General features: G+C 72.6%; 20 protein-coding genes, 1 other RNA gene and 1 pseudogene. 17 read left to right on the top strand and 5 right to left on the bottom strand.

The window, feature by feature from the left end:
- Nucleotides 1-42: 42 nt before the first annotated feature.
- The 4 genes from rnpB to ACFFHC_RS08335 form a co-directional block, all read right to left on the bottom strand.
- An RNA gene (gene rnpB, locus ACFFHC_RS08350) (RNase P RNA component class A) lies at nt 43-415 on the bottom strand.
- A gap of 25 nt (nt 416-440) precedes the next feature.
- On the bottom strand, nt 441-1,214 hold the full coding sequence (ppgK, locus tag ACFFHC_RS08345) for a polyphosphate--glucose phosphotransferase (RefSeq protein WP_070705510.1): 774 nt from the start codon (nt 1,212-1,214) through the stop codon (nt 441-443).
- Entirely contained in the window at nt 1,211-2,071 is an 861-nt protein-coding gene (gene map, locus ACFFHC_RS08340) for a type I methionyl aminopeptidase (protein ID WP_070705509.1), read from the bottom strand. Before map ends, ppgK begins: the two co-directional genes overlap by 4 nt.
- Before the next feature lie 10 nt (nt 2,072-2,081).
- A complete protein-coding gene (locus tag ACFFHC_RS08335; protein ID WP_070705508.1) occupies nt 2,082-2,285 on the bottom strand; it encodes a hypothetical protein in 204 nt (67 codons plus the stop codon).
- A gap of 57 nt (nt 2,286-2,342) precedes the next feature.
- On the opposite strand from ACFFHC_RS08335, the gene ACFFHC_RS08330 reads away from it, so the two are divergent.
- The 14 genes and pseudogenes from ACFFHC_RS08330 (at nt 2,343) to ACFFHC_RS08265 (ending at nt 20,788) form a co-directional block, all read left to right on the top strand.
- Entirely contained in the window at nt 2,343-2,561 is a 219-nt protein-coding gene (locus ACFFHC_RS08330) for a methionine aminopeptidase (RefSeq protein WP_070705507.1), read from the top strand.
- A 2-nt stretch (nt 2,562-2,563) separates the two neighbouring features.
- Nucleotides 2,564-3,955 (top strand): M20/M25/M40 family metallo-hydrolase, encoded by a 1,392-nt coding sequence (locus ACFFHC_RS08325; RefSeq protein ID WP_083323628.1) that lies wholly within the window; start codon nt 2,564-2,566, stop codon nt 3,953-3,955.
- A 131-nt stretch (nt 3,956-4,086) separates the two neighbouring features.
- Entirely contained in the window at nt 4,087-7,290 is a 3,204-nt protein-coding gene (locus tag ACFFHC_RS08320; protein ID WP_141494117.1) for an immune inhibitor A domain-containing protein, read from the top strand.
- A gap of 107 nt (nt 7,291-7,397) precedes the next feature.
- A complete protein-coding gene (locus tag ACFFHC_RS08315) occupies nt 7,398-8,738 on the top strand; it encodes a glutamine synthetase family protein (RefSeq protein ID WP_070705505.1) in 1,341 nt (446 codons plus the stop codon).
- Nucleotides 8,739-8,764: 26 nt separating this feature from the next.
- Nucleotides 8,765-11,695, top strand: a complete 2,931-nt coding sequence (locus ACFFHC_RS08310; RefSeq protein WP_141494116.1) for a bifunctional [glutamine synthetase] adenylyltransferase/[glutamine synthetase]-adenylyl-L-tyrosine phosphorylase — start codon at nt 8,765-8,767, stop codon at nt 11,693-11,695.
- A gap of 52 nt (nt 11,696-11,747) precedes the next feature.
- The gene (locus ACFFHC_RS08305) at nt 11,748-12,374 is read left to right on the top strand and encodes a hypothetical protein (protein ID WP_070703841.1); all 627 of its coding nucleotides are present in this window, start codon (nt 11,748-11,750) and stop codon (nt 12,372-12,374) included.
- Nucleotides 12,371-13,792 carry a HisA/HisF-related TIM barrel protein gene (locus ACFFHC_RS08300; RefSeq protein ID WP_083323445.1) on the top strand — a complete coding sequence of 474 codons (1,422 nt, stop codon included), beginning with the start codon at nt 12,371-12,373 and terminating at the stop codon, nt 13,790-13,792. Before ACFFHC_RS08305 ends, ACFFHC_RS08300 begins: the two co-directional genes overlap by 4 nt.
- 309 nt (nt 13,793-14,101) lie before the next feature.
- Nucleotides 14,102-14,689, top strand: a complete 588-nt coding sequence (gene infC / locus ACFFHC_RS08295; RefSeq protein ID WP_446685145.1) for a translation initiation factor IF-3 — start codon at nt 14,102-14,104, stop codon at nt 14,687-14,689.
- A gap of 71 nt (nt 14,690-14,760) precedes the next feature.
- Entirely contained in the window at nt 14,761-14,955 is a 195-nt protein-coding gene (gene rpmI, locus ACFFHC_RS08290; protein WP_070703846.1) for a 50S ribosomal protein L35, read from the top strand.
- A gap of 50 nt (nt 14,956-15,005) precedes the next feature.
- Nucleotides 15,006-15,362 (top strand): annotated as a pseudogene (rplT, locus tag ACFFHC_RS08285) (50S ribosomal protein L20); the annotation flags it as partial.
- A 167-nt stretch (nt 15,363-15,529) separates the two neighbouring features.
- Nucleotides 15,530-16,339, top strand: coding sequence for a TrmH family RNA methyltransferase (locus ACFFHC_RS08280; protein WP_237769716.1), 810 nt, complete (start codon nt 15,530-15,532; stop codon nt 16,337-16,339).
- 30 nt (nt 16,340-16,369) lie between these two features.
- Nucleotides 16,370-17,461, top strand: coding sequence for a phenylalanine--tRNA ligase subunit alpha (pheS, locus tag ACFFHC_RS08275; protein ID WP_379804595.1), 1,092 nt, complete (start codon nt 16,370-16,372; stop codon nt 17,459-17,461).
- A complete protein-coding gene (gene pheT / locus ACFFHC_RS08270) occupies nt 17,461-20,001 on the top strand; it encodes a phenylalanine--tRNA ligase subunit beta (RefSeq protein WP_070703852.1) in 2,541 nt (846 codons plus the stop codon). The genes pheS and pheT overlap by 1 nt, the downstream gene beginning before the upstream one ends.
- Complete coding sequence (locus ACFFHC_RS08265; RefSeq protein WP_379804591.1) at nt 19,994-20,788, top strand: SDR family NAD(P)-dependent oxidoreductase; 795 nt, start codon at nt 19,994-19,996, stop codon at nt 20,786-20,788. The genes pheT and ACFFHC_RS08265 overlap by 8 nt, the downstream gene beginning before the upstream one ends.
- Here ACFFHC_RS08265 and ACFFHC_RS08260 read toward each other — a convergent pair.
- Complete coding sequence (locus ACFFHC_RS08260) at nt 20,759-21,784, bottom strand: heparan-alpha-glucosaminide N-acetyltransferase domain-containing protein (protein WP_379804588.1); 1,026 nt, start codon at nt 21,782-21,784, stop codon at nt 20,759-20,761. The two genes, ACFFHC_RS08265 and ACFFHC_RS08260, sit on opposite strands and share 30 nt — an antisense overlap.
- Before the next feature lie 47 nt (nt 21,785-21,831).
- Here ACFFHC_RS08260 and ACFFHC_RS08255 point away from each other — a divergent pair, with 47 nt between their 5' ends.
- The 3 genes from ACFFHC_RS08255 to tyrS all read left to right on the top strand — a co-directional run bounded on the left by ACFFHC_RS08255 (nt 21,832) and on the right by tyrS (nt 25,220).
- Entirely contained in the window at nt 21,832-22,392 is a 561-nt protein-coding gene (locus tag ACFFHC_RS08255) for an arginine repressor (RefSeq protein WP_070703858.1), read from the top strand.
- Complete coding sequence (gene argH / locus ACFFHC_RS08250; RefSeq protein WP_379804585.1) at nt 22,389-23,831, top strand: argininosuccinate lyase; 1,443 nt, start codon at nt 22,389-22,391, stop codon at nt 23,829-23,831. Before ACFFHC_RS08255 ends, argH begins: the two co-directional genes overlap by 4 nt.
- A gap of 72 nt (nt 23,832-23,903) precedes the next feature.
- Nucleotides 23,904-25,220 carry a tyrosine--tRNA ligase gene (tyrS, locus tag ACFFHC_RS08245; protein WP_237769717.1) on the top strand — a complete coding sequence of 439 codons (1,317 nt, stop codon included), beginning with the start codon at nt 23,904-23,906 and terminating at the stop codon, nt 25,218-25,220.
- Nucleotides 25,221-25,473: the final 253 nt, after the last annotated feature.

Raw genomic sequence — 25,473 nt, 5'->3', positions numbered from 1 at the left:
CCCGGTCCGGTCGCGGGGCCCGGCGCTGCACCGCGGGGAGGGGAGACGAGTCGGCCTGTAAGCCGGGTCCTGTCCCCGGGGCCGATCACTCGGCCCCGGGGGACGGTCATCCATCTCGGGTGACTGTTGCCAGCCACCTCCAGCGGTCCACCCGCGCGCTCGGACGGGACGCCCTGGATCACGCGCTGTCTGACCTTGCTCCCGGTGGGGTTTGCCGAGCCACGCCGGTCACCCGGCGTGCTGGTGGTCTCTTACACCACCGTTTCACCCTGACCCGTGCACGCACGGGCGGTCTGTTCTCTGTGGCACTGTCCCGCGGGTCACCCCGGGTGGCTGTTGGCCACCACCGTTCCCTGTGGAGCCCGGACTTTCCTCGGCGGGCCCGTAAGCCCGACGCGACCGTCCGGCCGACTCGTCTCGAGTGCGGAAGTGTACGCGGCTCAGCGCCGGGCGGACTCCTGCATCTGCTGCGCGGCCAGGGCGGCCCCGATGATCCCGGCGTCGTTGCGCAGCTGCGCGGGCACGATGGGGGCGCGCAGGTGCAGCAGCGGCAGGAACTTCTCGGCCTTCTTGCTCACCCCGCCACCGACCACGATGAGCTCGGGCCAGAGGAGGTTCTCCAGCGTGGAGTAGTAGCGCTGCAGGCGTTCGGCCCACTCCTCCCAGGAGAGGTCCTCGGCCTCGCGGGCGGAGTTGGCGGCCACCGACTCGGCTTCCACGCCGTCGACCTCCAGGTGGCCCAGCTCGGAGTTGGGCAGCAACCGCCCGTCGGCAACGAGAGCGCTACCGATGCCGGTGCCCAGGGTGGTGACCAGCACCAGGCCCTTGGTGCCCCGGGCGGCGCCGTAGTGCGCCTCGGCCAGGCCGGCGGCATCGGCGTCGTTGAGCACGTGCACGTCGCGCTCGAGCACCTCGGAGAACAGGGCGTCGGCGTCGGTGCCGATCCAGCTGGTGTCGATGTTGGCCGCGGTACGCACCACGCCGCGGCTCACCACGGCCGGCACGGTGACGCCCACGGGCTGGCCCTTCGTCTGCCGGGCGAAGGTGCTGCAGATCCCACCGATCACCTCGGCGACGGCCTGCGGGGTGGAGGTCTCCGGGGTGGCGACCCGCTGGCGCTCGGCGGCGAAGGCGCCGACCCCGAGGTCCACCGGGGCACCCTTGATGCCGGTGCCGCCGACGTCGATGCCCAGGGGGTGCGTGGTGGGGCTCATGCGGTGGTCAGCACCTCCGGCCCGTCCTCGGTGATGAGGATCGTGTGCTCGAACTGCGCCGAGCGGGAGAGGTCCTTGGTCACCACGGTCCAGTCGTCGGCCCACATCGACCACTCGTGGGTGCCCAGGTTGAGCATGGGCTCCACGGTGAAGGTCATGCCGGGCTGGATGACGTCGGCGTAGGACGGCGCGGCGTCGTAGTGGGGGACGATGAGCCCGCTGTGGAAGTGCGTGCCGATGCCGTGGCCGGTGTAGTCGCGCACCACGCCGTAGCCGAAGCGGCTGGCGTACATCTCGATGACGCGGCCGATGACGTTGAGCTCGCGTCCGGGCTTCGCGGCACGGATGCCCCGCATCGTCGCCTCCTGCGTGCGCTCCACGAGCAGGCGGGACTCCTCGTCCACGTCCCCGCACAGGAAAGTGGCGTTGGTGTCGCCGTGCACGCCGCCGATGAAGGCGGTGATGTCGATGTTGACGATGTCGCCGTCCTGCAGCTCCCGGTCGTCGGGGATGCCGTGGCAGATCACCTCGTTGACCGAACTGCACAGCGACTTGGGGTAGCCGCGGTAGCCGAGCGTGGAGGGGTAGGCGCCGTGGTCGAGCAGGAACTCGTGGCCGATGCGGTCGAGCTCGTCGGTGGTGACGCCCGGCGCTACGGCCGCGCCCACGGCCTCACGGGCCTGGGCGGCGATGCGGCAGGCCACCCGCATCCGCTCGATGGTCTCGGCGTCCTTGACCTCCGAGCCGGTGAACGGGGCCGGGGCCGGCTTGTCCACGTACTCGGGGCGCGCGATGGAGGCGGGCACCTCGCGGCGGGGGGAGACGTGGCCGGGGGACAGGGGTGGTGCGACAGGCATGGCGCGCAGTCTAGGAGAGCGGGGTGCGGTCCTCGGTGCGTGGCGGCCCGGCTGGGGTGGCCAGACCCCACGCGATGCCGCTGGCAGTGGTCACCAGGAGCGTCGGCAGGAACAGCAGGGAGGCGGAGGAGAACGTGGCCCCCTGGAACGCCAGCGGCCCCCGCTCGACGCCGCCCGCCGGGGGACCAGGTCGACCCGGCGGGCTGGCATTCACGCCGCGGCTGCATAGGCTGGGGTGAACCGCAGTTCCCCACACCCCCAGGAGGCAGCGATGAGTTTCTATTACAACATCACCACCGGCCAGGTGGAGCGGGACGACGACAACCGCTCCCGCAACGCCGACGTGATGGGCCCCTACGCCACCGAGGAGGAGGCCCGCAACGCGCTGGCCACCGCCCGGGCCAACACCGAGAAGTGGGACGCCCAGGACGCCGCCGAGGCCGACGAGGCCGGTGGCGCCAACTGGGACAACAACCCCCTGAACGGCTGATCGTGCTGCCCGACCCCGAGCGCACCCGCACCCAGGAGCACACCGGTCCGCTGCCCAGCGGGCCGGAGTACCCGTGGACCGACGCCCTGCCCACCTCGGGCGAGGCCGGTGAACTCGGGGCCGAGGCCGCCCGCTGGGCCGAGAGGGCCACCGACGCGCTCGACGACCTGCGCCTCGTGGCTGACCTCTCGGCCCTGGTCTCCATCCCCAGCACCGGCGGATCCCCCGAGGAGGTCCGCGTGCAGCGCTGGGGCGCCGAGACCCTGCGGCGCATGGGGGGCAGCGTCGACGAGTGGGACGAGTCCGTCGCCGACCTCGCCCGCCTGGAGGACTGGCCCGGCCAGGAGGTCGAGCGCACGGACCTGCGCGGCGTGGTCGGCCGCTTCGGCCCCGCCGAGGGGGACCCTGCCCTCATCCTGTGCGGCCACACCGACGTGGTGCCCGCCACCGACGCTGAGCTCTGGTCCGAGCACGACCCGTGGACCCTGGTCCGCGGCGAGGACGAGCACGGCGTGTGGTTTCGCGGCCGCGGCGTCACCGACATGAAGGGCGGGGTGGCGGCGGTCCTCGCAGCCGTGCGCGCGCTGCAGTCGGTCGGCTTCCCCTTCCGCCGGGCGCTCGCCGTGCACCTCGTGAGCGGTGAGGAGGACGGCGGCTCCGGGGCGTTCGCCACCCTGCGTCGCGGGCACACCGGGGAGGCGTGCGTCATCGCCGAGCCCACCGCCGGTCACCTCGTCACCGCCAACGCCGGGTCGCTGACCTTCAGCCTCCGGCTCTCCGGCCGGGCCGCGCACGGCGCCATGGCACGTGAGGGCCACAACGCGCTGCTGGGCCTGCGCACCGTGGTCGATGCGCTCGAGCGCCTGCAGGAGCAGCGTCGCGAGGATCGCCCCGTCCCCTTCGACACCGTCGACGACCCGTGGCCCCTGAGCATCGGCATCGTCCGGGGAGGGGAGTGGGCCTCCACCGTGCTCGACGACCTCGTGGTGGAGGGTCGATTCGGTGTCCGCACCGACGAGACCCCGCAGGAGGCCCGGGCCGCCTTCGAGCAGTGCGTGGCCGAGGCCTGTGCCGCCGACGACTTCCTCGCCGAGCACCCGGCCCGGGTGACCTGGCCCGGTGGGGTGTTCGCCCCCGGTGAGATGCCCAGCGGCCACGAGCTCGGCGCTCAGGTGGCCGATGCCGTGGAGCGCGCCGGGTACGAGCGGCCCGACCGCATCGGCGTGCCCTACGGCTCGGACCTGCGGCAGTACGCCGCGGCCGGCATCCCGACCCTCCAGTACGGGCCGGGGGACATCCGCCAAGCGCACTCGGTGGACGAGTGGGTCGACAAGGAGGCCCTCGTGCGGTGCGCCCGGGCGTACGTGCACCTGGTGGTGGAGCGCTGCGGCTGACGGGGCTCCGTCCCGCGTGGCAGATCGTGTCCGAATCGTGACCACCCTGGGGATGACTTCCGGGCCGTTGGCGCGCACGATCAGGGGGGGGGTGGTGACCCTCACCACATGCACACCCCTCTGGAGGAACAGTGTTCGCACGCACCACGCGTCTCTCGGGCGCCGCTCTGGTGGCCTTCGCCACCGCGACCGTCCCCTTCGCGCAGGTCTCCGCCGTCCCGTCCCAGGACGACGCCCGCTCGCAGGAGCACCGTCAGGACGACTTCTCCCACCCGCTGGGCGACAAGCAGCGCGCCCTGCAGAAGAAGGCCGTCAACCAGCTCATGCGCGGCGAGGCCAAGGTGGTCACCCGCAACGGCAGCCGTTCCATCCAGCTGGGCACGGGCAAGGACGCCCAGTACGTGCAGTACGACGTGGAGCGTCAGGAGAACGTCCTCACCTTCCTCACGGAGTTCGGTGACAAGACCGACCCGGCCAAGGGCGGCACTCCCGGCCCGCTGCACAACCAGATCCCCGAGCCGGACCGCTCCCAGGACAACTCCACCGTCTGGCGCAAGGACTTCAACACCTCGTACTACGAGGAGCTCATGCTGGGCGAGGAGAACTCCTTCCGCGACTTCTTCCGCAAGCAGTCCTCGGGCCGTTTCGACGTGGACGCGAAGGTCTACGACTGGGTGAAGCTGCCCTACAACGAGGCGCGGTACGGCGCCAACAGCGACGACCCGATGGTGGAGGCCGAGGGCTACTGGAGCTATATCCGCGACTCCGCCCAGGCCTGGTACGACGCGCAGGTGGCCCAGGGCAAGACCTCCGAGCAGATCGCCGCCGAGCTGGCGGAGTTCGACAAGTGGGACCGCTACGACTACGACGGTGACGGCGACTTCAACGAGCCCGACGGCTACATCGACCACTTCCAGGCCGTCCACGCCGGCGAGGACGAGTCCGCCGGTGGCGGTGCCCAGGGCGAGGACGCCATCTGGGCCCACCGCTGGTACGCCTTCCCGACCGACGCGGGCAAGAAGGGCCCGGAGGGCAACCTCGCTGGTGGTGTGCCGATCGGTGACACCGGCCTGTGGATCGGTGACTACACCACCGAGCCGGAGAACGGTGGCGTGGGCGTGTTCGTGCACGAGTTCTCCCACGACCTCGGCCTGCCCGACTACTACGACACCAGCGGCGGCGACAACGGTGTGGCCTACTGGTCGCTCATGTCGGCCGGGTCCTGGCTGAACGACGGCAAGGCCATCGGCGACTCCGCGGGCTTCATGGGCCCCAAGGAGAAGCTGCAGCTGGGCTGGCTCGACTACCAGGTCGTGAAGCCGGGCGAGAACGTCACCAAGACCCTGGGCCCGGCCTTCGCCTCCACCAAGAACCCGCAGGCCGTGGTGGTGCCGCTGCCCACGCAGAAGATCACCGAGGAGTACAACACCCCCTTCGAGGGCTCGAAGGAGTTCTGGGGTGGCGCCGAGGACAACCTCAACTCGTCCATGACCAAGCACCTGGACCTCTCGGGGGCGAAGTCGGCCAGCGTCTCGGCCAAGCTCGAGGCCTTCATCGAGCAGGACTACGACTACCTGTACTTCGAGGTCTCCACCGACGGTGGCGCCACCTGGACAAAGCTCGACGAGCAGACCGGTTTCTCCGACGGCTGGGTGGACCTGAACTACGACCTGTCCTCCTACGCCGGCAAGCAGATCGACGTCCGCTTCCGCGCCCAGAACGACGGTGGCCTCAACGAGAACGGTGCGTTCCTCGACAACGTGACCACCACCGTCGACGGGGTGGCCGAGGTGGACGGTGCCGAGGGTGCCAGCACGTGGGAGCTCAAGGGCTTCACCGTCATCGACGGCACGGTCACCCGCGATGCGGAGCACGCCTTCCTCATGGAGAACCGCCAGTACGGCTCCTACGACGACACCCTGCGCACCGGCCCGTACAACTTCGGCTTCGGCGAGGCCCGTCCCAACTGGGTGGAGCGCTACCCCTACCAGAACGGCATGCTCGTCTGGTACTCCAACGACGCCTACCTGGACAACAACACCGGTGAGCACCCGGGCGGCGGCCAGGCCCTGCCGGTGGACGCCAACCCGCAGCCGCTGGCGTGGAACGGCGGCGGCCTGATGCGCCAGAAGACGCAGTCCTTCGACGCCACCTTCGGCCTGGAGCGCACCGACGCGGTGACCCTGCACCACGACGGCCAGGCCACCACCATCCCGTCGCGCCCGGGTGTGCCGGTGTTCTTCGACTCCGGCGCCAACGCCTACTACTCGTCGGCCAACCCGCAGAACTCGGTGAAGCTGCCGGGTTCCAAGGTGCGTGCCGAGGTCATCGGCACCGAGGGCGACACCATGCAGGTCTGCTTCGGCGCCGCCGACCAGTGCCAGACGGCCACGCCGGACGCCACGGTCGACCGCTGGGCCGGCAAGGACCGCTACGCCACGGCCGCCGAGGTGGCCCGTCAGTTCGATGCCGCCGACACCGTCTACCTGGCCTCGGGCACGGGCTTCGCCGACGCCCTGTCCGGTGCCCCGGCTGCCGCCAACGGGGTCGCGCCGCGCTCCCTGCCCGCGCAGGACGGCCAGGACGCCCCGGTGCTGCTCACGCGCACCGACCGGATCCCGGCCGACACCCTGAAGGCCATCGAGGACCTCGGCGCGTCCAAGGTCGTCATCCTCGGTGGTGAGGCCGCGGTCTCCGCCAAGGTCGCCGGCGAGCTCGAGGCCGAGGGCCTGGACGTCGCCCGCGTGGCCGGCACGGACCGCTACGAGACGAGCGCCAACGTGGCGACGATGTTCGGCAACAACGTGGACACGCTCTACGTGGCCTCCGGTGAGGACCGGGCCTTCGCCGACGCGCTGACCGGTGGTGCGCTGGCCGGTGCCCAGGACGCCCCCGTCCTCCTGACCCGCCCGGACAAGGCCGACGCCGTGACCAAGGAGGCCGTGGCCGCGCTCAACCCGAAGAGGGTCGTGGTGCTGGGTGGCCCGGCCGCGGTGTCCGATGCCGTGTACGCCGAGCTGGGCGGTACCGAGCGCCTGGCCGGTTCCGACCGCTACGGCACCTCGGCGGCCGTGGCCGCACAGTTCGACAAGGACCCGAACCGGGCCCTGGTCGCCAGCGGCGCCGACTTTCCCGACGCACTGACCGGTGGCGCCTACGCGGGTGTGCAGCACCTGCCGCTGGTGCTGACCCGCCTCGACCGCCTGCCGGCTCTGTCGAAGGCGGCGCTGGACGCCGTGTCCCCGCAGGACGTGGCGATCATCGGTGGCACCGCCGCCGTGGCGCAGACCGTCGAGGACCAGCTCAACGAGCTCCTGACCGGTTGGGTGAGGTGATGACGGCCGGACGGTCGCACCCGTGACCGGCCGCGCCTCCGGAGGGCCCCGCGGCAGTGCTGCGGGGCCCTTCGGTGTGAGGGGCTGCCCGGTGGTTGGATGGACGCATGGATCGTCAGCAGGAGTTCGTCCTCCGCACCATCGAGGAGCGGGACATCCGCTTCATGCGCCTCTGGTTCACCGACGTGCTGGGCCGCCTGAAGTCCGTCGGCGTGGCCCCGGCCGAGCTCGAGAACGCCTTCACCGAGGGCATCGGGTTCGACGGCAGCGCCATCGAGGGCTTCGCGCGCGTCTACGAGGCCGACACCCTGGCCATGCCGGACGCCTCCACCTTCCAGGTGGTGTCCTGGAAGGACAGCCAGGAGCCCGGCATCGGCCGGATGTTCTGCGACATCACCCTGCCGGACGGCACCCCGAGCCCGGCGGACTCGCGCCACGTCCTGCGCCGGGCCCTCCAACGGGCCGACGACATGGGCTTCACCTTCTACACCCACCCGGAGATCGAGTTCTTCCTCTTCGAGCGGGAGCTCGACGCCGGTGGCCACCCGGTGCCCCTCGACGACGCGGGCTACTTCGACCACCTCGCCCAGGGTGACGGCCACGACTTCCGCCGCGCCGCCATCGACATGCTCGAGAGCATGGGCATCCCGGTGGAGTTCTCCCACCACGAGGGCGCGCCCGGCCAGAACGAGATCGACCTGCGCTACGCCGACGCCCTGTCGACGGCGGACAACATCATGACCTTCCGCACGGTGGTGCGGGAGGTGGCCCTGGCCCAGGGGGCGGTGGCCTCGTTCATGCCCAAGCCCCTGGCCGGTCACCCGGGCAGCGGCATGCACACCCACCTCTCGCTCTTCGAGGGCGACCGCAACGCCTTCCACGAGCCAGGAGCGGAGTACCAGCTGTCCATCACCGGGCGGCGCTTCGTGGCCGGCCTGCTGCACCACGCCCGCGAGATCAGCGCGGTCACCAACCAGTGGGTCAACTCCTACAAGCGGCTCTGGGGCGGGGGAGAGGCGCCGGCCCACGTGTGCTGGGGCCACAACAACCGCAGCGCCATGGTGCGCATCCCCATGTACAAGCCCACCAAGGGCCAGTCGAGCCGGGTGGAGCTGCGCTCGCTGGACTCGGCCTGCAACCCCTACCTCGCCTACGCCGTGGTCCTGGCCGCCGGTCTCAAGGGCATCGAGGAGGAGTACGAGCTGCCCACCGAGGCCGAGGACGACGTGTGGGGCCTCACCGACCGGGAGCGGCGTGCGCTGGGGATCGAGCCGCTGCCGGGCTCGCTCAGCGAGGCCATCTCGGCGATGGAGCAGTCGGAGCTCGTGGCCGAGACGCTCGGCGAGCACGTCTTCGACTTCTTCCTGCGCAACAAGCGTGAGGAGTGGAAGGCCTACCGGGCGCAGGTGACGCCCTACGAGGTCCAGAACTACCTCAAGCAGCTGTGAACCCGCGGGGTTCCCGACCGGGCGGGGTGGCCTGGCTGCTCCGCGAGGGGTTCACCGAGGGGCGGCGCGCCGCCGGGTGCCTCGACGACCTCTCACGCCTGCTCGGCCGGGACGACTGGGAGCACCAGGTGGGGCTGGCGCGGGCCCTGGGGCGGGCAGCGGATCCGGACCGGGCGGTCCTGGCAGCGGTCCGCATCGCCGAGGCGGCCGGTCCTGAGCAGCGCCGGGCGTGGGTCGGGCGCATGGACGCGGCCGGCCCCGACGCCGAGCGGGGCCCCCTGGCACGTCTCGTGGCGGTGCTCGGGGCCAGCCAGGTGCTCGGTGACCACCTGGCGCGCCACCCGGAGCACCTCGAGCTGCTCGACGCCGAGACCCTGCCCACCCCCGAGGAGGCCCGCGAGGTGCTCGTGGCGGCGGTCTCCGAGGCCGTGGCGGCGGGGGAGAGCGGCGACGACGCGCTCCGCGTGGCCTACCGCGGTCAGCTGGTGCGCGTGGCCGGCCTCGACCTCACCGCCCCCGACCCCACCGAGGTGGTCGACGCCGTGGCCGCCGCCCTGGCGGACCTGGCCGCCGGCGCCCTCGAGGCGGCGCTCGTCATCGCGCGCCACGAGGTCGACCACGCCGAGGACGTGCGCCTGGCCGTCATCGGCATGGGCAAGACCGGCGGGCGCGAGCTCAACTACGTGAGCGACGTGGACGTCATCTTCGCCGCGGAGCCGGCCGAGGGGGTCGAGGAGGCCCGGGCCCTGCAGGTCGGGGCACGCCTCGCGACCCGCCTGGTGCAGGCCTGCGGCGCGACCACCGCCGAGGGCACGCTCTGGCCGGTGGACGCCGCGCTGCGCCCGGAGGGCAAGGCCGGGCCGCTCGTGCGCACCCTGGAGTCCTTCCGCGGCTACTACGAGCGGTGGGCCTCCACCTGGGAGTTCCAGGCGTTGCTCAAGGCGCGGCCGGTCGCCGGCGACCCCGAGTTGGGGCAGGCCTTCGTCGACCTCGTGGACCCGATGGTGTGGCAGGTGGCCACCCGGGACGGCTTCGTGGAGGGGGTGCAGGCCATGCGGCGCCGCGTGGAGGCCCACATCCCGGCCGCGGAGGCCAAGCGGCAGCTCAAGCTCGGCGCCGGGGGCCTGCGCGACATCGAGTTCTCCGTGCAGCTGCTGCAGCTCGTGCACGGGCGAGTCGACGAGTCGCTGCGCTCGGGCAGCACCCTGCCGGGGCTCACGGCGCTCGCGGCCGGCGGTTACGTGGCCCGGTCCGACGCCGCCGTGCTCGACCCGGCCTACCGTCTCCTGCGTGCCCTGGAGCACCGCATCCAGCTCGACCGCCTGCGGCGTTCGCACCTGCTGCCGGTGGACGAGGACGACCTGCGCCGCCTGGGCCGCGCGATGGGGTGGACCAAGGACCCGGCCCAGGAGGTGGAGCGGCGCTGGGCGGAGGTGTCCAAGGAGGTCCGGCGCCTCCACGAGCGATTGTTCTACCGCCCGGTCCTCTCCGCCCTCTCGGACCTCACGCCCACCCAGGCCCGGATGTCGCCGGACGCGGTCACCGAGCGCCTCGCCGCGCTGGGCTTCGCCGACCCCGCGGGGTCGGTGCGCCACCTGGAGTCGCTCACCCGGGGCGTCTCGCGGACCGCCGCCATTCAGCGTCAGCTGCTGCCGGCGATGCTCGGCTGGTTCGCCGGCTGGCCGGCCCCCGATGCGGGGCTGCTGGCCTTCCGCCGCATCAGCGAGTCGCTGGGCGGGACCCACTGGTACATGGCGATGCTGCGCGACGAGGGGCACGCCGCCCAGCGCTTCGCGCACGTCCTCTCGGCGAGCCGCTACCTCACGGGCCTGCTGGAACGCGGGCCGGACGCGGTGCGCCTGCTCGGCGAGCCGGACGCCCTGGTCCCGCCCTCGCGCGAGGCGGTCGTCTCGCGCATGCGCAGTGCGGTGGGCCGTGCGGGCTCGGTGGAGGACGCGGCCACGGCGGCCCGGGTGCTGCGACGCACGGAGGTCCTTCGCCTGGGCATCGGGCGCCTCACGGGGCAGGTGGACTCCGCGCAGGTCCAGGAGGGGCTCACCAACGCCGCCGAGGCCCTGCTCGACGCGGTGCTCGAGGCTGCCCTGGACGGCGACTCGACCGGGGTCGCCGTCATCGGCATGGGGCGCCTCGGTGGTGGGGAGATGGGCTTCGCCAGCGATGCCGACGTCTTCCTCGTGCACGACGACGCACCGGGGCGGGCGGAGGCCGCCACCGCGGCCCTCAAGGCCCTGCGTTCCACGCTCGTGGCCGGGTCCGAGCCCCCTTTGGAGGTCGACATCGACCTCCGGCCCGAGGGGCGCAGCGGGCCCACGGTGCGCGGCATCGCCTCCCTGGAGCAGTACTACGAGCGCTGGAGCTCGCCCTGGGAGGCGCAGGCCCTCGTCCGGGCCCGGCCGGTCGCCGGCGATGCCGAGCTCTGCGCACGGGTGATGGTCCTCGTCGACCCCCGTCGCTACCCCGAGGGGGGTCTGACGCCTGCGGCGCTGCGCGAGATGCGGGTGCTCAAGGCCCGCATGGAGGCCGAGCGCATCCCCCGCGGTGGTGACCCCCGGCTGCACCTCAAGCTGGGCCGCGGCGGCCTCTCGGACGTCGAGTGGACGGTGCAGATGCTCCAGATGGAGCACGCCGCCCGGCTGGCGGACCTGCGTACCGCGAGCACGCGCCAGGCCCTGACGGCGCTCCGTGGCCACGAGCTCCTCTCGGCCGCGGACGCCGAGGCCCTCTCGGAGGCGTGGGAGATGGCCGGGGAGGTCCGTGACGCGAGCATGCTCTGGCGCGGCCGGGCGAGCGACTCCATCCCCACCGACCCGCTCGACCGGGAGGGTGTGTCCCGCGCGATGGGGCGCCCTGCCGGCGCCGGGGCGGAGCTCACCGAGGAGTACCTGCGGCGGTCCCGCCGGGCTCGCGCCGTGGTGGAGCGCGTCTTCTTCGCCTGAGCCGGCGACCGCGTGCGCCGCTGGTCGGGGTCCGCTCCGTAGAATCCCGGGCGTGACCACCGACCCTCGCTCCCGCACCGGGGCCACCCTGCTGTGGTTCCGGGGGCACCAGGATGCGGTGGCCGACTGGCTGTCCGGGGGAGTCGTCTCCGCCGACCACGCGCGGGGCGACGGGTGGACCGTCGTGCGCCCCGCCTCGGTGCCCGCGGGCCTGGGACCCTACGGCGATGCCCTGGGTCTCACGCTGAGCCGGCCGGTCCCGGACAGGGTGCTGCCCGTCGTGGGGATGACGGTGCGGGGCGGGCTGCTCGTGGTGGCGGCAGCCGACGGGGGTGACGCCGAGCTGCACTGGGTCGTGGCCCAGCCGGGGGTGGGCCCCCACCCACTGGGTGACCTGCCGGTCTGTGGTCCGCGTCATCTCGCGCGGGTGGCAGGCGTACCCGACCAGGGCGATGCCGTGACGGGGTTGGTCTCCCGGGGGCGGGCGACGGGCGCCGACCCGGTGGCCCTCGGGGTGCGCCTGGCCGGTCTGCTGGGGCTGCCCGGCGCCGCCGAGTTCCGCCGGCCGGACCCGTTGCCGGGCAGTCGGCGCGTGGAACCCGACCCCCGCGAGGTCCAGCGCTTCGTGGGGGTGCTGTCCGACCGTCTGGCCGAGAGGGCCGAGGAGGAGGAACGATGAGGGCTCGTGTGCCGTTGCGGCTGTGGCCGGCGGTCGACGTCGTCGGCGGGCGGACCGCCCAGGACCTGGACGGTTCGCTGGCCGACCCGAGCGCGGCGGTGGCCCACTGGGTCGCCCAGGGCGCCGAGCGACTCCACCTGGTCGACCTGGACCGCGCCACCGGGCGCGGCGCGAACGACGCGCTGATGGCCGAGCTGGTGCGTTCCGCCGGCGTCCCCGTGGAGGTGTCCGGCGGGGTCCTCGCAACCGAGGACGTGGAGCGCGCCCTCGGGTGGGGCGCGGTGGCCGTCACCGCCTCCTCGGCCCTCTGGCGGGACCCGGTGGCCGCGCGCGCCCTGGCTGCCCGGTACGGCGAGGAGCTCCAGCTCGGACTCGACCTCCGGGACGGCCGCGTGGTGGCCCGGGGCACCGATCTCGACCTCGGTCCGGTCACGGACCACTGGGCCGCGTTGGGCGCTCTCGGGCCGCGCCGTTGGGTCGTCGCCTCCGCCGGGGCCGACGGTCGCATGACCGGACCGGACCTCGCAGGACTCCGTGAGGCCGCGGCGCACCTGCAGGGGACCCTCGTGGCCTCCGGCGGGGTGAGCACCACCGGCGACCTCGTGGCGGTCTCGAGCCTCCGCGGTCCCCACGGCCCGGCGGTCGGCGAGGTCATCCTCGGGGCCGCGCTGTACGCGGGCGCCGTGGAGCTGGGCCGGGCCCAGCGTCTGCTCGGTGAGCTCGCGGGCCCGCCCACCGACCCCACCGCCGACTCGGCCGGCACTCCCTGGGAGGGGCGCTCCCTCCAGCGCGGTGAGTTCGACGACGACGACGGCGCCCTCGACCCCGCGCTGCCCGGCCCGGGGGAGGACCCGCTGGACGACGGTGCCCTGGTGGCCGCCCTCGACACCGCCCGCGTGTTCGTGGGCGTCCTCGCCGAGGAGGGTGCGGACGCCGCCGACGTGGCTGTGGCGCAGGTGCGCACCCCGCAGGGTTGGGCGGCGCTGCCGGTGTTCACCACGGTCGAGGAGGTCACGCGCTGGCGGGCCGACGCACGCCCGGTGCCGGTCCGCGGCCACACGGTGGCGCAGGCTGCGCTCTCCGACGAGGCCCCGGCGCTGGTCGTCGATCCCGGCTCCCCGGCCGCGCGCGTCGTCCGGCCCTCGATGGTGCGTGCGCTGGCCCGCCGCATCCCGTGGCGGCGCCCCGTGGACGACGAGGTGGTGCTGGCCGGCCTGCGCCGGCTCAAGGAGGACCCCCGGGTCACGGGTGTCGCGGTGCGCAGCGGCCCGGAGGGCGAGCTCGTCCTGGGGCTGCGGGGACTGGGCGACGACCGCGAGGCGGGGCGTCTGGTCGCCGGCGTCCTGGAGGACGTCGAGGTCCGCTCCCGCGTCGACGGCGTGGTCGTCAGTGCCCTGGGTTTGGACCCACACGCCTGACCGGCTATCCTGTCCGTCTGAAGTGAGACCCCGTCTCCACCTGCGGCCGATCCGGTACGTGGGTCGTGCACTCCCACGGTGCGTCGCGTGACACCACGCGGCGTCGCCTGAGTCCTTGGCCGCAAGGCCTCGGTGGGGGAGGTGCCCCGCATCGTGCGGTGGCCGCTGCATGGTCTGGGTCTCTCCGGCAGGTGCCGAGAGGCCCTTTCTTCGTGTGGAGGAGGGGTCGAGCGTCACCCGTCATCGACCCGACGAAGGAGTAGCACCATCAGCGAGCCCCGCATCAACGACCGCATCCGGGTCCCGGAAGTGCGGTTGGTCGGCCCCAACGGCGAGCAGGTCGGCATCGTGCGCGTCAAGGACGCCCTGCGTCTGGCAGCCGAGGCCGACCTGGATCTCGTGGAGGTCGCTCCCATGGCCAAGCCTCCGGTCGCCAAGCTCATGGACTACGGCAAGTTCAAGTACGAGAACGCCATGAAGGACCGTGAGTCGCGCAAGAAGCAGGTCAACACGGTCATCAAGGAGATCAAGCTCCGGCCGAAGATCGACCAGCACGACTACGAGACCAAGAAGGGTCACGTCGAGCGCTTCCTGTCCGCCGGCGACAAGGTCAAGGTCACCATCATGTTCCGTGGCCGCGAGCAGTCGAAGCCCGAGCTGGGCTTCCGCCTGCTGCAGCGCCTGGCCGAGGACGTCAGCGAGCTGGGCGTCGTCGAGAGCAAGCCCAAGCAGGACGGCCGCAACATGACCATGGTCTTCGGCTCGACCCGCAACAAGGCCCAGGCCCAGGCGGCACGCCGCAAGGAGCAGGAGGCCAAGAAGCGGGAGCGCAAGGGCGAGTCCGACCAGCCCGAGACGCCGGCCCAGCAGGCCGCCGAGGCGCCCGCAGAAGCCTGAGGTCCTCCGACCTCCCCGGCACGGTTCCGCCGTGCCGCCCCACCTGTCCGTCAGAACGAAGGGATCGGCCCATGCCGAAGAACAAGACCCACTCCGGTACCAAGAAGCGTTTCCGCGTGACCGGCAGCGGCAAGATCATGCGCCAGCGCGCCCGCCACGTCCACAAGTTCCAGGAGCGTTCGTCCAGCGACGCCCGCCGCCTGGTGAACGACGTGCCGGTGGCCAAGGCCGACGAGAAGAAGATCAAGAAGCTGCTGGGTATCTGACCCGCGCCTGATCTCCCCAGCACCTACCTACTGATTCAAGGAGTTACCACGTGGCACGCGTGAAGCGGGCAGTCAACGCCCAGAAGAAGCGTCGAGTCGTTCTCGAGCGCGCCAGCGGTTACCGCGGCCAGCGCTCGCGTCTCTACCGCAAGGCCAAGGAGCAGGTCACCCACTCGCTGGTCTACTCGTTCGACCACCGCAAGGACCGCAAGGGCGACTTCCGCCGTCTGTGGATCCAGCGCATCAACGCTGCGGCCCGCGCGAACGGCATGACCTACAACCGGTTCATCCAGGGCCTGAAGATCGCGGAGGTCGAGGTCGACCGCCGCATGCTGGCCGAGCTGGCCGTCAACGACCCGGCCACCTTCACCGCCCTGGTGGAGATCGCCCGCGCCAACGTCCCGGCCGTCAAGGGTGACGAGACCGCCACCGCCGGCGCCGCCCCGCGTGGCCAGAAGGCCGCCACCGCTGCCGCCCAGGCTGGCGACAGCGCCTCCGTCGAGGCTTCTCGCGAGGCCGAGAACGTGGCCGCGAACGCCTGAGTTCCCACCACACCACCGAACGCCGGTCCACCGTGCTCCCCCGTGACACCCACCTGACCTCCACATCGGGGCGGGTCCGGGCGGCGGCACAGCTGGGCCGGCGTTCGGCGCGTCGGCGCACCGGGCGCTACCTCGTGGAGGGCCCCCAGTGCGTCCGCGAGCTGCTGCGGCACGAGCCCGAGCTCGCCGAGGACGTCTTCGTCACCGCGGACTTCCTCACCACCCAGGCCGAGTTCCGCGAGCTGCTCGAGTCCACGCCCGTCCACTCCCACCTCGTGGACGCCGGGGTGCTGCGCACCATCGCCGATGCGGACACGCCCGCCGGCATCGTGGCCGTTGCCCGGTGGCGCCCGGCCACCCTCGAGGAGGTGCTCCCGGGACTGGGGGAGGGCTTCGGCGCGGTGCTCTCGGAGGTCCGTGACCCGGGCAACCTCGGGACGGTCGTGCGCGCTGCCGACGCCGCCGGTGCGTCCTTCGTCGTGGTCACCGACGCCTCGGTCGACGTCACCAACCCCAAGGTCGTGCGCTCCACGGCCGGCTCGCTGCACCACCTCCCGGTGGTCACCGGCGTCCCCTTCGAGGTCCTGCGTGAGGCGACGGCCGGCTCCGTGCGCCTCGTGGCCGCCGACGGCTACGCCACCACGACGCTGCCCGCGGCCGACCTGACCGGCCCCCACCTGTGGGTCTTCGGCAACGAGGCCCGCGGCCTGCCGGACGCCCAGGTGGCCGCCTGCGACGACGCGGTGGCCGTCCCCCTGCTGGGGCGTGCCGAGTCGCTCAATCTCGCCACCGCCGCCGCCGTCTGCCTCTACGCCTCGGCGATGCACCCCGCACGCGCCTGACGCGCCGCCCCGGGCCGTAGGATGCGGGGCATGTCGAGCCCGGACCACACCCCGCCCGAGACGGCCCCCGAGATCACCCAGGAGGCCGTCGACGCGCTCGTCGAGCAGGCCGTCGCGGACCTCGAGGCGGCCGGCTCCCTGGAGGAGCTGAAGACTGCCCGCCTGGCCCACCTCGGTGACCGCGCGCCGCTCTCCCTGGCCAACCGCAGCATCGGCCAGCTGCCCAACGAGCAGAAGAAGGACGCCGGGCGCATCGTCGGTCAGGCCAAGGGGCGGGTGAACAAGGTCCTGGCCGCCCGCGAGGAGGCCCTCCAGGCGCAGCGGGCCGAGCAGATCCTCCGCGAGGAGACCGTCGACGTCACCGCCCTCCCGGCCCGGCGCAGCGTCGGCTCCCGCCACCCCGTGGAGCTCGTGCAGCAGCGCATGGCCGAGATCTTCACCGGGCTGGGCTGGGAGATCGCCGAGGGCCCCGAGGTCGAGGCGGAGTGGTTCAACTTCGACGCGCTCAACTTCGACGCTGACCACCCGGCCCGCGCCGAGGCCGACACCTTCTACGTCGACCCGCCCGAGCGGAACCTCGTGATGCGCACGCACACCTCCCCGGTGCAGGCTCGCGCCCTCATCGAGCGCGGTGCCCCGCTGTACGTGGCGGTCCCCGGCAAGGTGGGCCGCACCGACGAGATCGACGCCACCCACCTGCCGGTCTTCCACCAGATCGAGGGCCTGGCGGTCGACAAGGGCCTCACCATGGCGCACCTGCGCGGCACCCTGGACCACTTCGCCGCCGAGCTTTTCGGCGAGGGGATCACCACCCGCCTGCGTCCCAACTTCTTCCCCTTCACCGAGCCGAGTGCGGAGATGGACTTCCTGTGCACCGTCTGCCGCGGTGAGGACACCGCCTGCCGCACCTGCGGCGGCACCGGTTGGATCGAGTGGGGCGGCTGCGGCATGGTCCACCCGAACGTGCTGCGCGCCTGCGGGGTGGACCCCGAGGTCTACACCGGCTTCGCGTTCGGCATGGGCGTGGAGCGCGCCCTCATCTTCCGCAACGGCGTCGGCGACCTGCGCGACCTCATCGAGGGCGACGTCCGCTTCAACACGAACTTCACGGTGGAGGTCTGATGCTCATCCCGATCAGCTGGCTGTCCGAGTACGTCGACCTGCCCGCGGGCACCACCGGGGCCGAGGTCGCGGCCGCCCTCGTGAAGGTGGGCTTCGAGGAGGAGTCCCTCGGCGCGCCGATGGTGACCGGTCCGGTCGTCGTCGGTCGCGTGCTCTCGCGCGAGCCGGAGCCGCAGAAGAACGGCAAGACCATCAACTGGTGCCAGGTGGACGTCGGGGATGCCAACGGCACCGGGGAGCCCCAGGGCATCGTCTGCGGCGCGCACAACTTCGACGCCGGGGACCTCGTGGTCGTCTCCCTGCCGGGGGCCGTCCTGGCCGGCGGCTTCGCCATCAGCGAGCGCAAGACCTACGGCCACCTGTCGGCGGGCATGATCTGCTCAGCCTCCGAGCTCGGCCTGGGGGACGACCACGACGGCATCATCGTGCTCACCGAGTACCTGGGCGAGCAGTCCGCGGGCCTGGAGCCCGGCCAGGACGCCCTGCCGCTGCTGGGCCTGGACACCGAGACCATCGAGGTGAACGTGACCCCGGACCGTGGCTACGCCATGAGCATCCGCGGTCTGGCCCGCGAGTACGCGCACTCGACCGGCGCCACCTTCACCGACCCCGCCCTGCTCGAGGTCGACACGCCCTCCGGGCCGGGCGTCCCGGTGGCCCTCCGCGACGAGGCGCCGGTCCGCGGCGTCCCGGGCTGCGACCGCTACGTCGCTCGTGTGGTGCGCGGCATCGACCGTTCCCGCCCGACCCCGCGCTGGATGGCCAAGCGCCTCACCGACGCCGGGGTGCGCCCGCTGGGGCTCGTGGTGGACGTCACCAACTACGTGATGCTGGCGGTCGGCCAGCCCCTCCACGCCTTCGACCTGGGCGCGGTGTCCGGTGGCATCGAGGTGCGCCGGGCGCAGGCGGGGGAGAAGCTCACCACACTCGACGGCCGGGAGCGCACCCTGGACGCCGAGGACCTCGTCATCGCCTCCGGTGGTGTCCCCGTGGCCCTCGCCGGTGTCATGGGTGGCCAGGACTCCGAGATCTCGGAGACCACCACCGACCTCCTGCTGGAGTCCGCCCACTTCGAGGCCGTCGGGATCGCCCGCACCGCGCGTCGCCACCGCTTGGTGTCCGAGGCCTCCAAGCGCTACGAGCGCCGGGTCGACCCGCAGCTCGCTCCGGCGGCCGCGCAGATGGCGGTGGACCTCCTCGTGGATCTCGGCGGGGGAGTGGCCGAGGAGGCCTTCACCGAGGTCGACGAGACCTCGGCGCCGGAGACGTTCGCCTTTGACACCGGCCGCCCGAGCGCCGTCGTCGGCGTCGACTACGACCGCCGCACGGTGGTGGAGCGGCTGCGCATGATCGGGTGCGAGGTGACCGCCGACCGGGGCGACGCCGCCGAGGGGGACCACGGTGTGGTGACCGTCCTGCCGCCGTCCTGGCGCCCGGACCTGAGGATCCCCGAGGACCTCGTCGAGGAGGTCGCTCGGCTGGGTGGCTACGACGCCATCCCCTCGGTCCTGCCCAAGGCCCCCGGCGGGCGTGGTCTGACGCTGTCGCAGCGTCGCCGCCGCATCGCCGCGGACCTCCTGGCCGATGCGGGCCTCCACCAGGTCGTGACGCTGCCCATGACCTCCGCCGAGCAGTGGGACCGCCTGGGCTACCCGGAGGACGACCCGCGCCGCAACGCGGTGCGCCTGCACAACCCGCTGCGCGCCGAGGAGCCCTTCCTGCGCACGGACCTGCTGCAGACGCTCGTGCCGGCCGCCCGTCGCAACCTGGCCCGCGGCCAGCGCCGGGCTGCGGTCTACGAGCTCGGGCGCGTCGTCATCCCCCACGGCGACGGTGTGGCCCCGGTGCAGGAGGTGGGTGTCCCCGCGTCCGCGGAGATGCTCGCGGCCCTGGCCGACGCCGTGCCGCACCAGCCGTTCCACGCCGCCGGCATCATCGCCGGCGAGTGGGAGCGCCAGGGCTGGTGGGGCCCGGCCCGCGTCGCCGAGTGGTCCGACGCGCTGGAGGTCGTGCTCTCCCTGGCGTCCCGCTTCGGGGTGGAGGTCACGGTCGAACAGGCGCAGCACGCGCCCTTCCATCCCGGCCGCTGCGCACGTCTCGTCCTCGCGGACGGCACCGTCTGGGGCCACGCCGGCGAGCTGCACCCGCAGCGCCTGACGGAGCTGGAGCTGCCGGAGCGCACCGTCGCCTTCGAGGTCGACGTCGACGCCCTCGTGGCCGCCTCCCCGGAGGTCTCCACGCACCAGGACTTCTCCGCCCAGCCGCACTCGCGGGTGGACGTGGCACTGGTCACCGACGCATCGGTGCCGGCCGCCGCCCTGGAGTCCGCGCTGCGCGAGGGCGCGGGGGAGCACCTGGAGTCGGTGGAGATGTTCGACCAGTACACCGGTGAGCAGGTGGGCGAGGGTCGGCGCAGCACGGCATGGCGCCTGACCTTCCGGGCCGCCGACCGGACGCTGACCAACGAGGAGACCAACGCGGCGCGCGACGCCGCCATCGCCCTGGCTGCCGAGCGCACCGGGGCGGAGCACCGTGGCTGAGCGCCGGTCCGCCCTGGTCGTCGGGGCCTCCCGCGGCATCGGGGCCCACCTGGCGCGTGGGTTCGCCGCGGCCGGGTGGGACCTCGCCCTCACCGCCCGCGATGCCGGGGACCTCGCCGTGGTGGCCGACGACTGTCACGCTCACGGCGCGACGGTGAGCTGCCACGTCCTGGAGGTGACCGACGCCGAGGCCGTCGACGAGGTCGTCGCGGCGTCCTGGCAGGAGCACGCCGGGCTCGACGCCGCGCTCGTGGTCGCAGGCGTCATCGAGACCGAGGCCCCGCTGTGGGAGGTCGACGTCGAGGAGCTCTGGCGGGTCATCGAGGTGAACGTGCGGGGACCGCTGCTGGTGGCCCACGCGCTGGCGCCCCGCATGCTCGAGGCCGGATGTGGCCGTGTCGTCATGCTCAACTCGGGCTCCGGCACGCGCAACTCCGGCACCTACGCCGCCTACGGGGCGAGCAAGTCGGCGCTCTCCCGCATCACCGGCGGTCTCCACGAGGCTGGTGCGGAGCGGGGACTGCGCGCCTTCGACCTCGCCCCGGGGGTGGTCCGCACGGACATGACCGCCTCCATGCCGATGCACGACGACCGGACCGACTGGACGGAGCCCGCGGAGGTGGTCGAACTGGCGTTGGCCCTGGCCGACGGGCGCCTGGACGCGTGGTCCGGGCGCATGGTGCGGGCCGGTGCGGACACGGTGGAGACGCTCCGGCAGGTCACCCCCTCCGGCCCGGCCCGCACCCTGGGCCTCAGGTCATACGGGCCGGCCGACCCTCTCGCCTGAGGGGACGAGCCGTCGGGCCAGGGCAGCCGTTGAGTCGCTGATGAGCTCGACGGGGCCCCGTCCGGGGAGGAAGCGCTGCCAGAGCCAGGCGAGTGCGAGACCTCCGACGGTGCAGGCGGCCAGGAGCGTCCACGAGTTGTCGTGGCCGTACTGCCGTGCCCACCAGGCACTTGCCAGCACATGGGCGGCGTAGAGGCTCAGGGCCGACATACCCATGGTCGCGAGGGGCCTCGCGAGGGCGGGGACGGTGCCTGCCAGGAGGAATGCCGTCGTGAACCCCCAGACCGCCATGCCGGTGTTGGCCAGGGTCTCTACCCAGCTTCCGGAGTCGGCGACCATGACCAGGACGCCGAGGCGGTGGCCGACCATGAGCGCAGCCGTGAGCGCGAGGCCGGTGCACGCCAGCAGGAGCTGGCGGAGGCGCCCCTGTCGGGCGTGCCGCAGCAGGAGGACACCGACGGCCATGTAGGCGACGAAGGGGATGAGTCGGTAGTGCGGGTCGGCAGCCACGACGTGCAGGATCGTCGCGCGGAGGTCATCGCCCTCCAGCAGGGCCCGCCGGTAGAGCGGCACGGACCAGTCCCGAGCCAGGGGGGTGATGACGACGCAGGAGACGGCGACTACCCCGACGATCCAGCTGGGCAGCAGGGCCAGCAGCGGGCTGACGAGGACGGCTGCAGCCAGCGCCTGCAGCACGATGGCGATCTGGGCACCCTGGGTCTCGAGCCACGCACCGAGTACGACGAGGACGACGGCCCGCGGGATGATTCCGGCCACCGTGCGCAGGAACCCGTTGCGCTCAGCGGAGATGGCCGTGCCTGCTCCCACCAGCATGACGAACAGCGACGCGGCGAAGAACTCAGAGAGGTTCAGCAGCTGTCCGGGCCCACCGGACGGGGCGAAGTGGGCGACGAACATGCCCACGATCGAGGCGCCGCGGGCGGCGTCGAGTCCCAGTTCCCGGCGAGGCGCAGTTGACGACGGCGAAGAGCTCATGACGACCCCGTTTGGATGAACATGCAGGTGTGTGAAATATTCAGGTCATGCCAGTAGCCACCACCCCCACGGCGAGGCGTCAGCTGATCGCCGACCTGGTGACGCGGAACGACGTGCACACACAACCACAACTCATGGACATGCTGCGTGCGCACGGCGTCGAGGTGTCGCAGGGCACCCTCTCGCGTGACCTCGATGAGTTGGGCGCGGTCAAGGTGCGCCACGGTGGAGCCCTCGTGTACGCCGTCCCCGGACTCGGGGGCGACCGCACCCCGCGTGCCGCCGAGGCCACCGAGGTGATCCCCGGCCGCCTCCGCCGTGCGGTGGGAGACCTCCTCGTGAGCGCCGAGTCCACCGGCAACCTCGTCGTCGCCCGCACCCCGCCGGGCGCTGCCCAGTACCTTGCCAGCATGCTCGACCAGGCCGAGCTCGACGCCCTCCTGGGCACTGTCGCGGGCGACGACACCCTGCTGCTCGTGGCCCGCGGTGGCCCCGATGCGGGGGAGCGCCTCGCCGCCCAGCTGCTCACCCTGGCCACCCGACGCACCGACACCGAAGGAGCCCCAGTGCACCAGAACCCCGACACCACCGCCGGAGCCGATCAGTGAGCCCGCAGGCAGGCGGCCTGTGGGGCGGTCGGTTCGAAGGGGCCGACGACGACGCCCTCACGGCACTGAGCCGCTCGACCCACTTCGACATGCGCCTGGCGCCCTACGACCTCGCCGGCTCGCGCGCCCACGCCCGGGCCCTGCACCGCGCCGGTATCCTCACTGAGGCCGACCGGGACGCCATCGTGGGCGGCCTGGACCAGTTGGAGGCCGACCTCGAGGCGGGGACCTTCACGGTCGTGCCCGAGGACGAGGACGTCCACTCCGCCCTCGAGCGGGGTCTCGTGGAGCGGGTCGGCCCGGAGGTCGGTGGCCGTCTGCGCGCCGGTCGTTCGCGCAACGACCAGACCGCCACCCAGGTGCGCCTGTACCTGCGCGACGCGATCGCCGAGGTGGCCGACCAGGTGGCCGACGTGGTCGACGCCCTCGGGGAACAGTCCCGTCGCCACCCCGACGCGGTGATGCCGGGCCGTACTCACCTGCAGCACGCTCAGCCGGTGCTGCTGGCCCACCACCTCGGCGCCCACGCGTGGTCGTTCCTCCGTGATCTCGAGCGGCTGCGGGACCTCGCGTGCCGACTCGACCGGTCTGCCTACGGGTCGGCCGCCCTGGCCGGGACCTCCCTCGGGCTGGACCCCGTCTCCGTGGCCCACGAGCTGGGCTTCAGCGACTCGGTGCCCAACAGCATCGACGGCACCGCCTCGCGTGACCTGGTGGCCGAGTTCTGCTTCGTCATCGCCCAGCTGGGCATCTCGATGTCACGCCTCAGCGAGGAGGTGATCCTCTGGGCCACCGCGGAGTTCCGCTACGTGACGCTCTCGGACGCCTTCTCCACCGGCTCCAGCATCATGCCGCAGAAGAAGAACCCCGACGTCGCCGAACTGGCCCGCGGCAAGAGCGGACGACTCATCGGGGACCTGGCGGGCCTCATGGCCACGCTCAAGGGACTCCCACTGGCCTACAACCGCGACATGCAGGAGGACAAGGAGCCGGCCTTCGACGCGCACGACACCGCCGTCCTGCTGCTCCCCGCGGTGGCCGGCATGGTGCGCACGCTCACCTTCCACCCCGACACGATGGAGGCCTCCGCGCCGCGCGGGTTCTCGCTGGCCACCGACCTCGCCGACTGGATGGTCCGCCAGGGCGTGCCCTTCCGGGACGCCCACGAGGCCTCGGGGGAGTGCGTGCGGCGGTGCGAGGCGGCCGGCATCGAGCTCGACGAGCTGCCCGACGAGGACCTGGCACAGGTGCACCCCGCGCTCACCCCCGAGGTGCGGTCCGTCCTCGACGTCCGCGGGTCGGTGGAGGCCCGCGACGGTCGCGGCGGGACGGCGCCGGTGCGGGTGGCCGAGCAGTGGCAGGAGCTCACCGAGGCCCTGGACCGCGTCACCGCCGAGGTCCAGACGGCCACCGGAGGACGTTCCGCGCAGCAGGCCTGATCCGATGGCGTGCACGGGCCCCGTCTCCACCCCGCACCGGGAGGAGGCGGGGCCTGTGGCACAGTGTGCGCCGTGAGCGAGAACACCGGGAACCCCGTGGACGGCGCAGCAGCGCGCACCCGTGCAGCGGTGGTCGACGAGCTCCAGTGGCGCGGCCTCATCGGCCAGTCCACGGACCTCGAGGCCCTTCGTGACCTGATGGCCCGGGGGCCGGTGACCTTCTACTGCGGATTCGACCCGACGGCACCCTCCCTGCACGTGGGACACCTCGTCCAGCTGCTCACGATGCGCCGCCTCCAGCAGGCGGGCCACCGTCCGCTCGTCCTCGTCGGCGGGTCCACGGGCCTCATCGGCGACCCGCGTCCCACCTCCGAGCGCACCCTCAACAGCCCGGAGACCGTGCGCGGCTGGGTGGACTCGATTGCCCACCAGGTGCGGCCCTTCCTCGACTTCGAGGGGGAGAACGCTGCGGTCCCGGTGAACAACCTCGACTGGTTCGGGGGTCTGAGCGCGCTGGACTTCCTGCGGGACGTCGGCAAGCACTTCCGCGTCAACCAGATGCTCAAGAAGGACGCCATCGCCGCGCGCCTGGCCTCCGAGGAGGGGATCTCCTACACCGAGTTCAGCTACCAGCTGCTGCAGGGCTTCGACTACGGCCACCTGCACGAGCAGTACGACTGCCGGTTGCAGATCGGTGGTGGCGACCAGTGGGGCAACCTGAGCAGCGGTGTGGACTACGTGCACCGGACCACGGGGGAGTCCGTCCATGCGCTCTCCACGCCGCTGGTCACGGACGCCTCGGGCCGCAAGTTCGGCAAGTCCGAGGGGAACGCCATTTGGCTGGATGCCGAGCTCACCTCCCCGTGGGCCTTCTACCAGTTCTGGGTCAACGCGGACGACGCCACGGTGGTCTCCTACCTCAAGCTCTTCACCGACCGTTCCCCCGAGGACATCGCCGAGCTGGAGCGCCAGGTGGCCGAGGAGCCTTTCCGCCGTGCGGCACAGAAGGCGCTCGCCGAGGACATGACCCGGCTCGTGCACGGTGACGACGCGACGACAGCCGTCCAGCAGGCCGCCGAGGCGCTCTTCGGCAAGGGTGACCTGGCGGCCGTGGACCCCCGGGCCCTGACGGATGCGACCGCCGAGCTGGCCGGTGCCGACGTCCAGGTGGGCGACGCCTGGATCGACGTCGTGGTGGCGTGCGGCTTCGCCGACTCCCGCAAGGCCGCCAAGCGACTCCTCGCAGAGGGCGCGATGTCGGTCAACGGAACCCGGATCGAGGGGATCGACGGTGCCATCGCCGCGGACGACTTCCTCGCGGGGCGCGTGGCCGTCGTGCGTCGTGGTCGCAAGTCGATGGCCGCAGCCCGCCTCAGCGAGGGCGGCTGAGCCGCATCCCGTCCGCAGAACGGGCCGTCCGGGGACCACCCGGGCGGCCCGTTTTGCGTCGGGTCCGGTGGGTGTGTATTGTTCCTCCTCGTTGCCCAGCCGGGTGGCTCGCTCCGGGAGACCGGGGAGTGTGGGTCCGGGGTCTGGGTGGCGGCAACCTCTTTCTCTCAGGTCTGGTGATCTGGTCTGTCCTTCGTGGGGCGGGTTGGTGAGCGGGGCTGGGATGGTGTAAGGTTGTGGATCGCCCCTGAAC

This window comes from Kytococcus schroeteri, from assembly GCF_042433515.1.
GTDB lineage: Bacteria > Actinomycetota > Actinomycetes > Actinomycetales > Dermatophilaceae > Kytococcus > Kytococcus schroeteri.
Note: the sequence above shows the minus strand (reverse complement) of the source record. Positions and strands in the feature narration are given on the sequence as shown.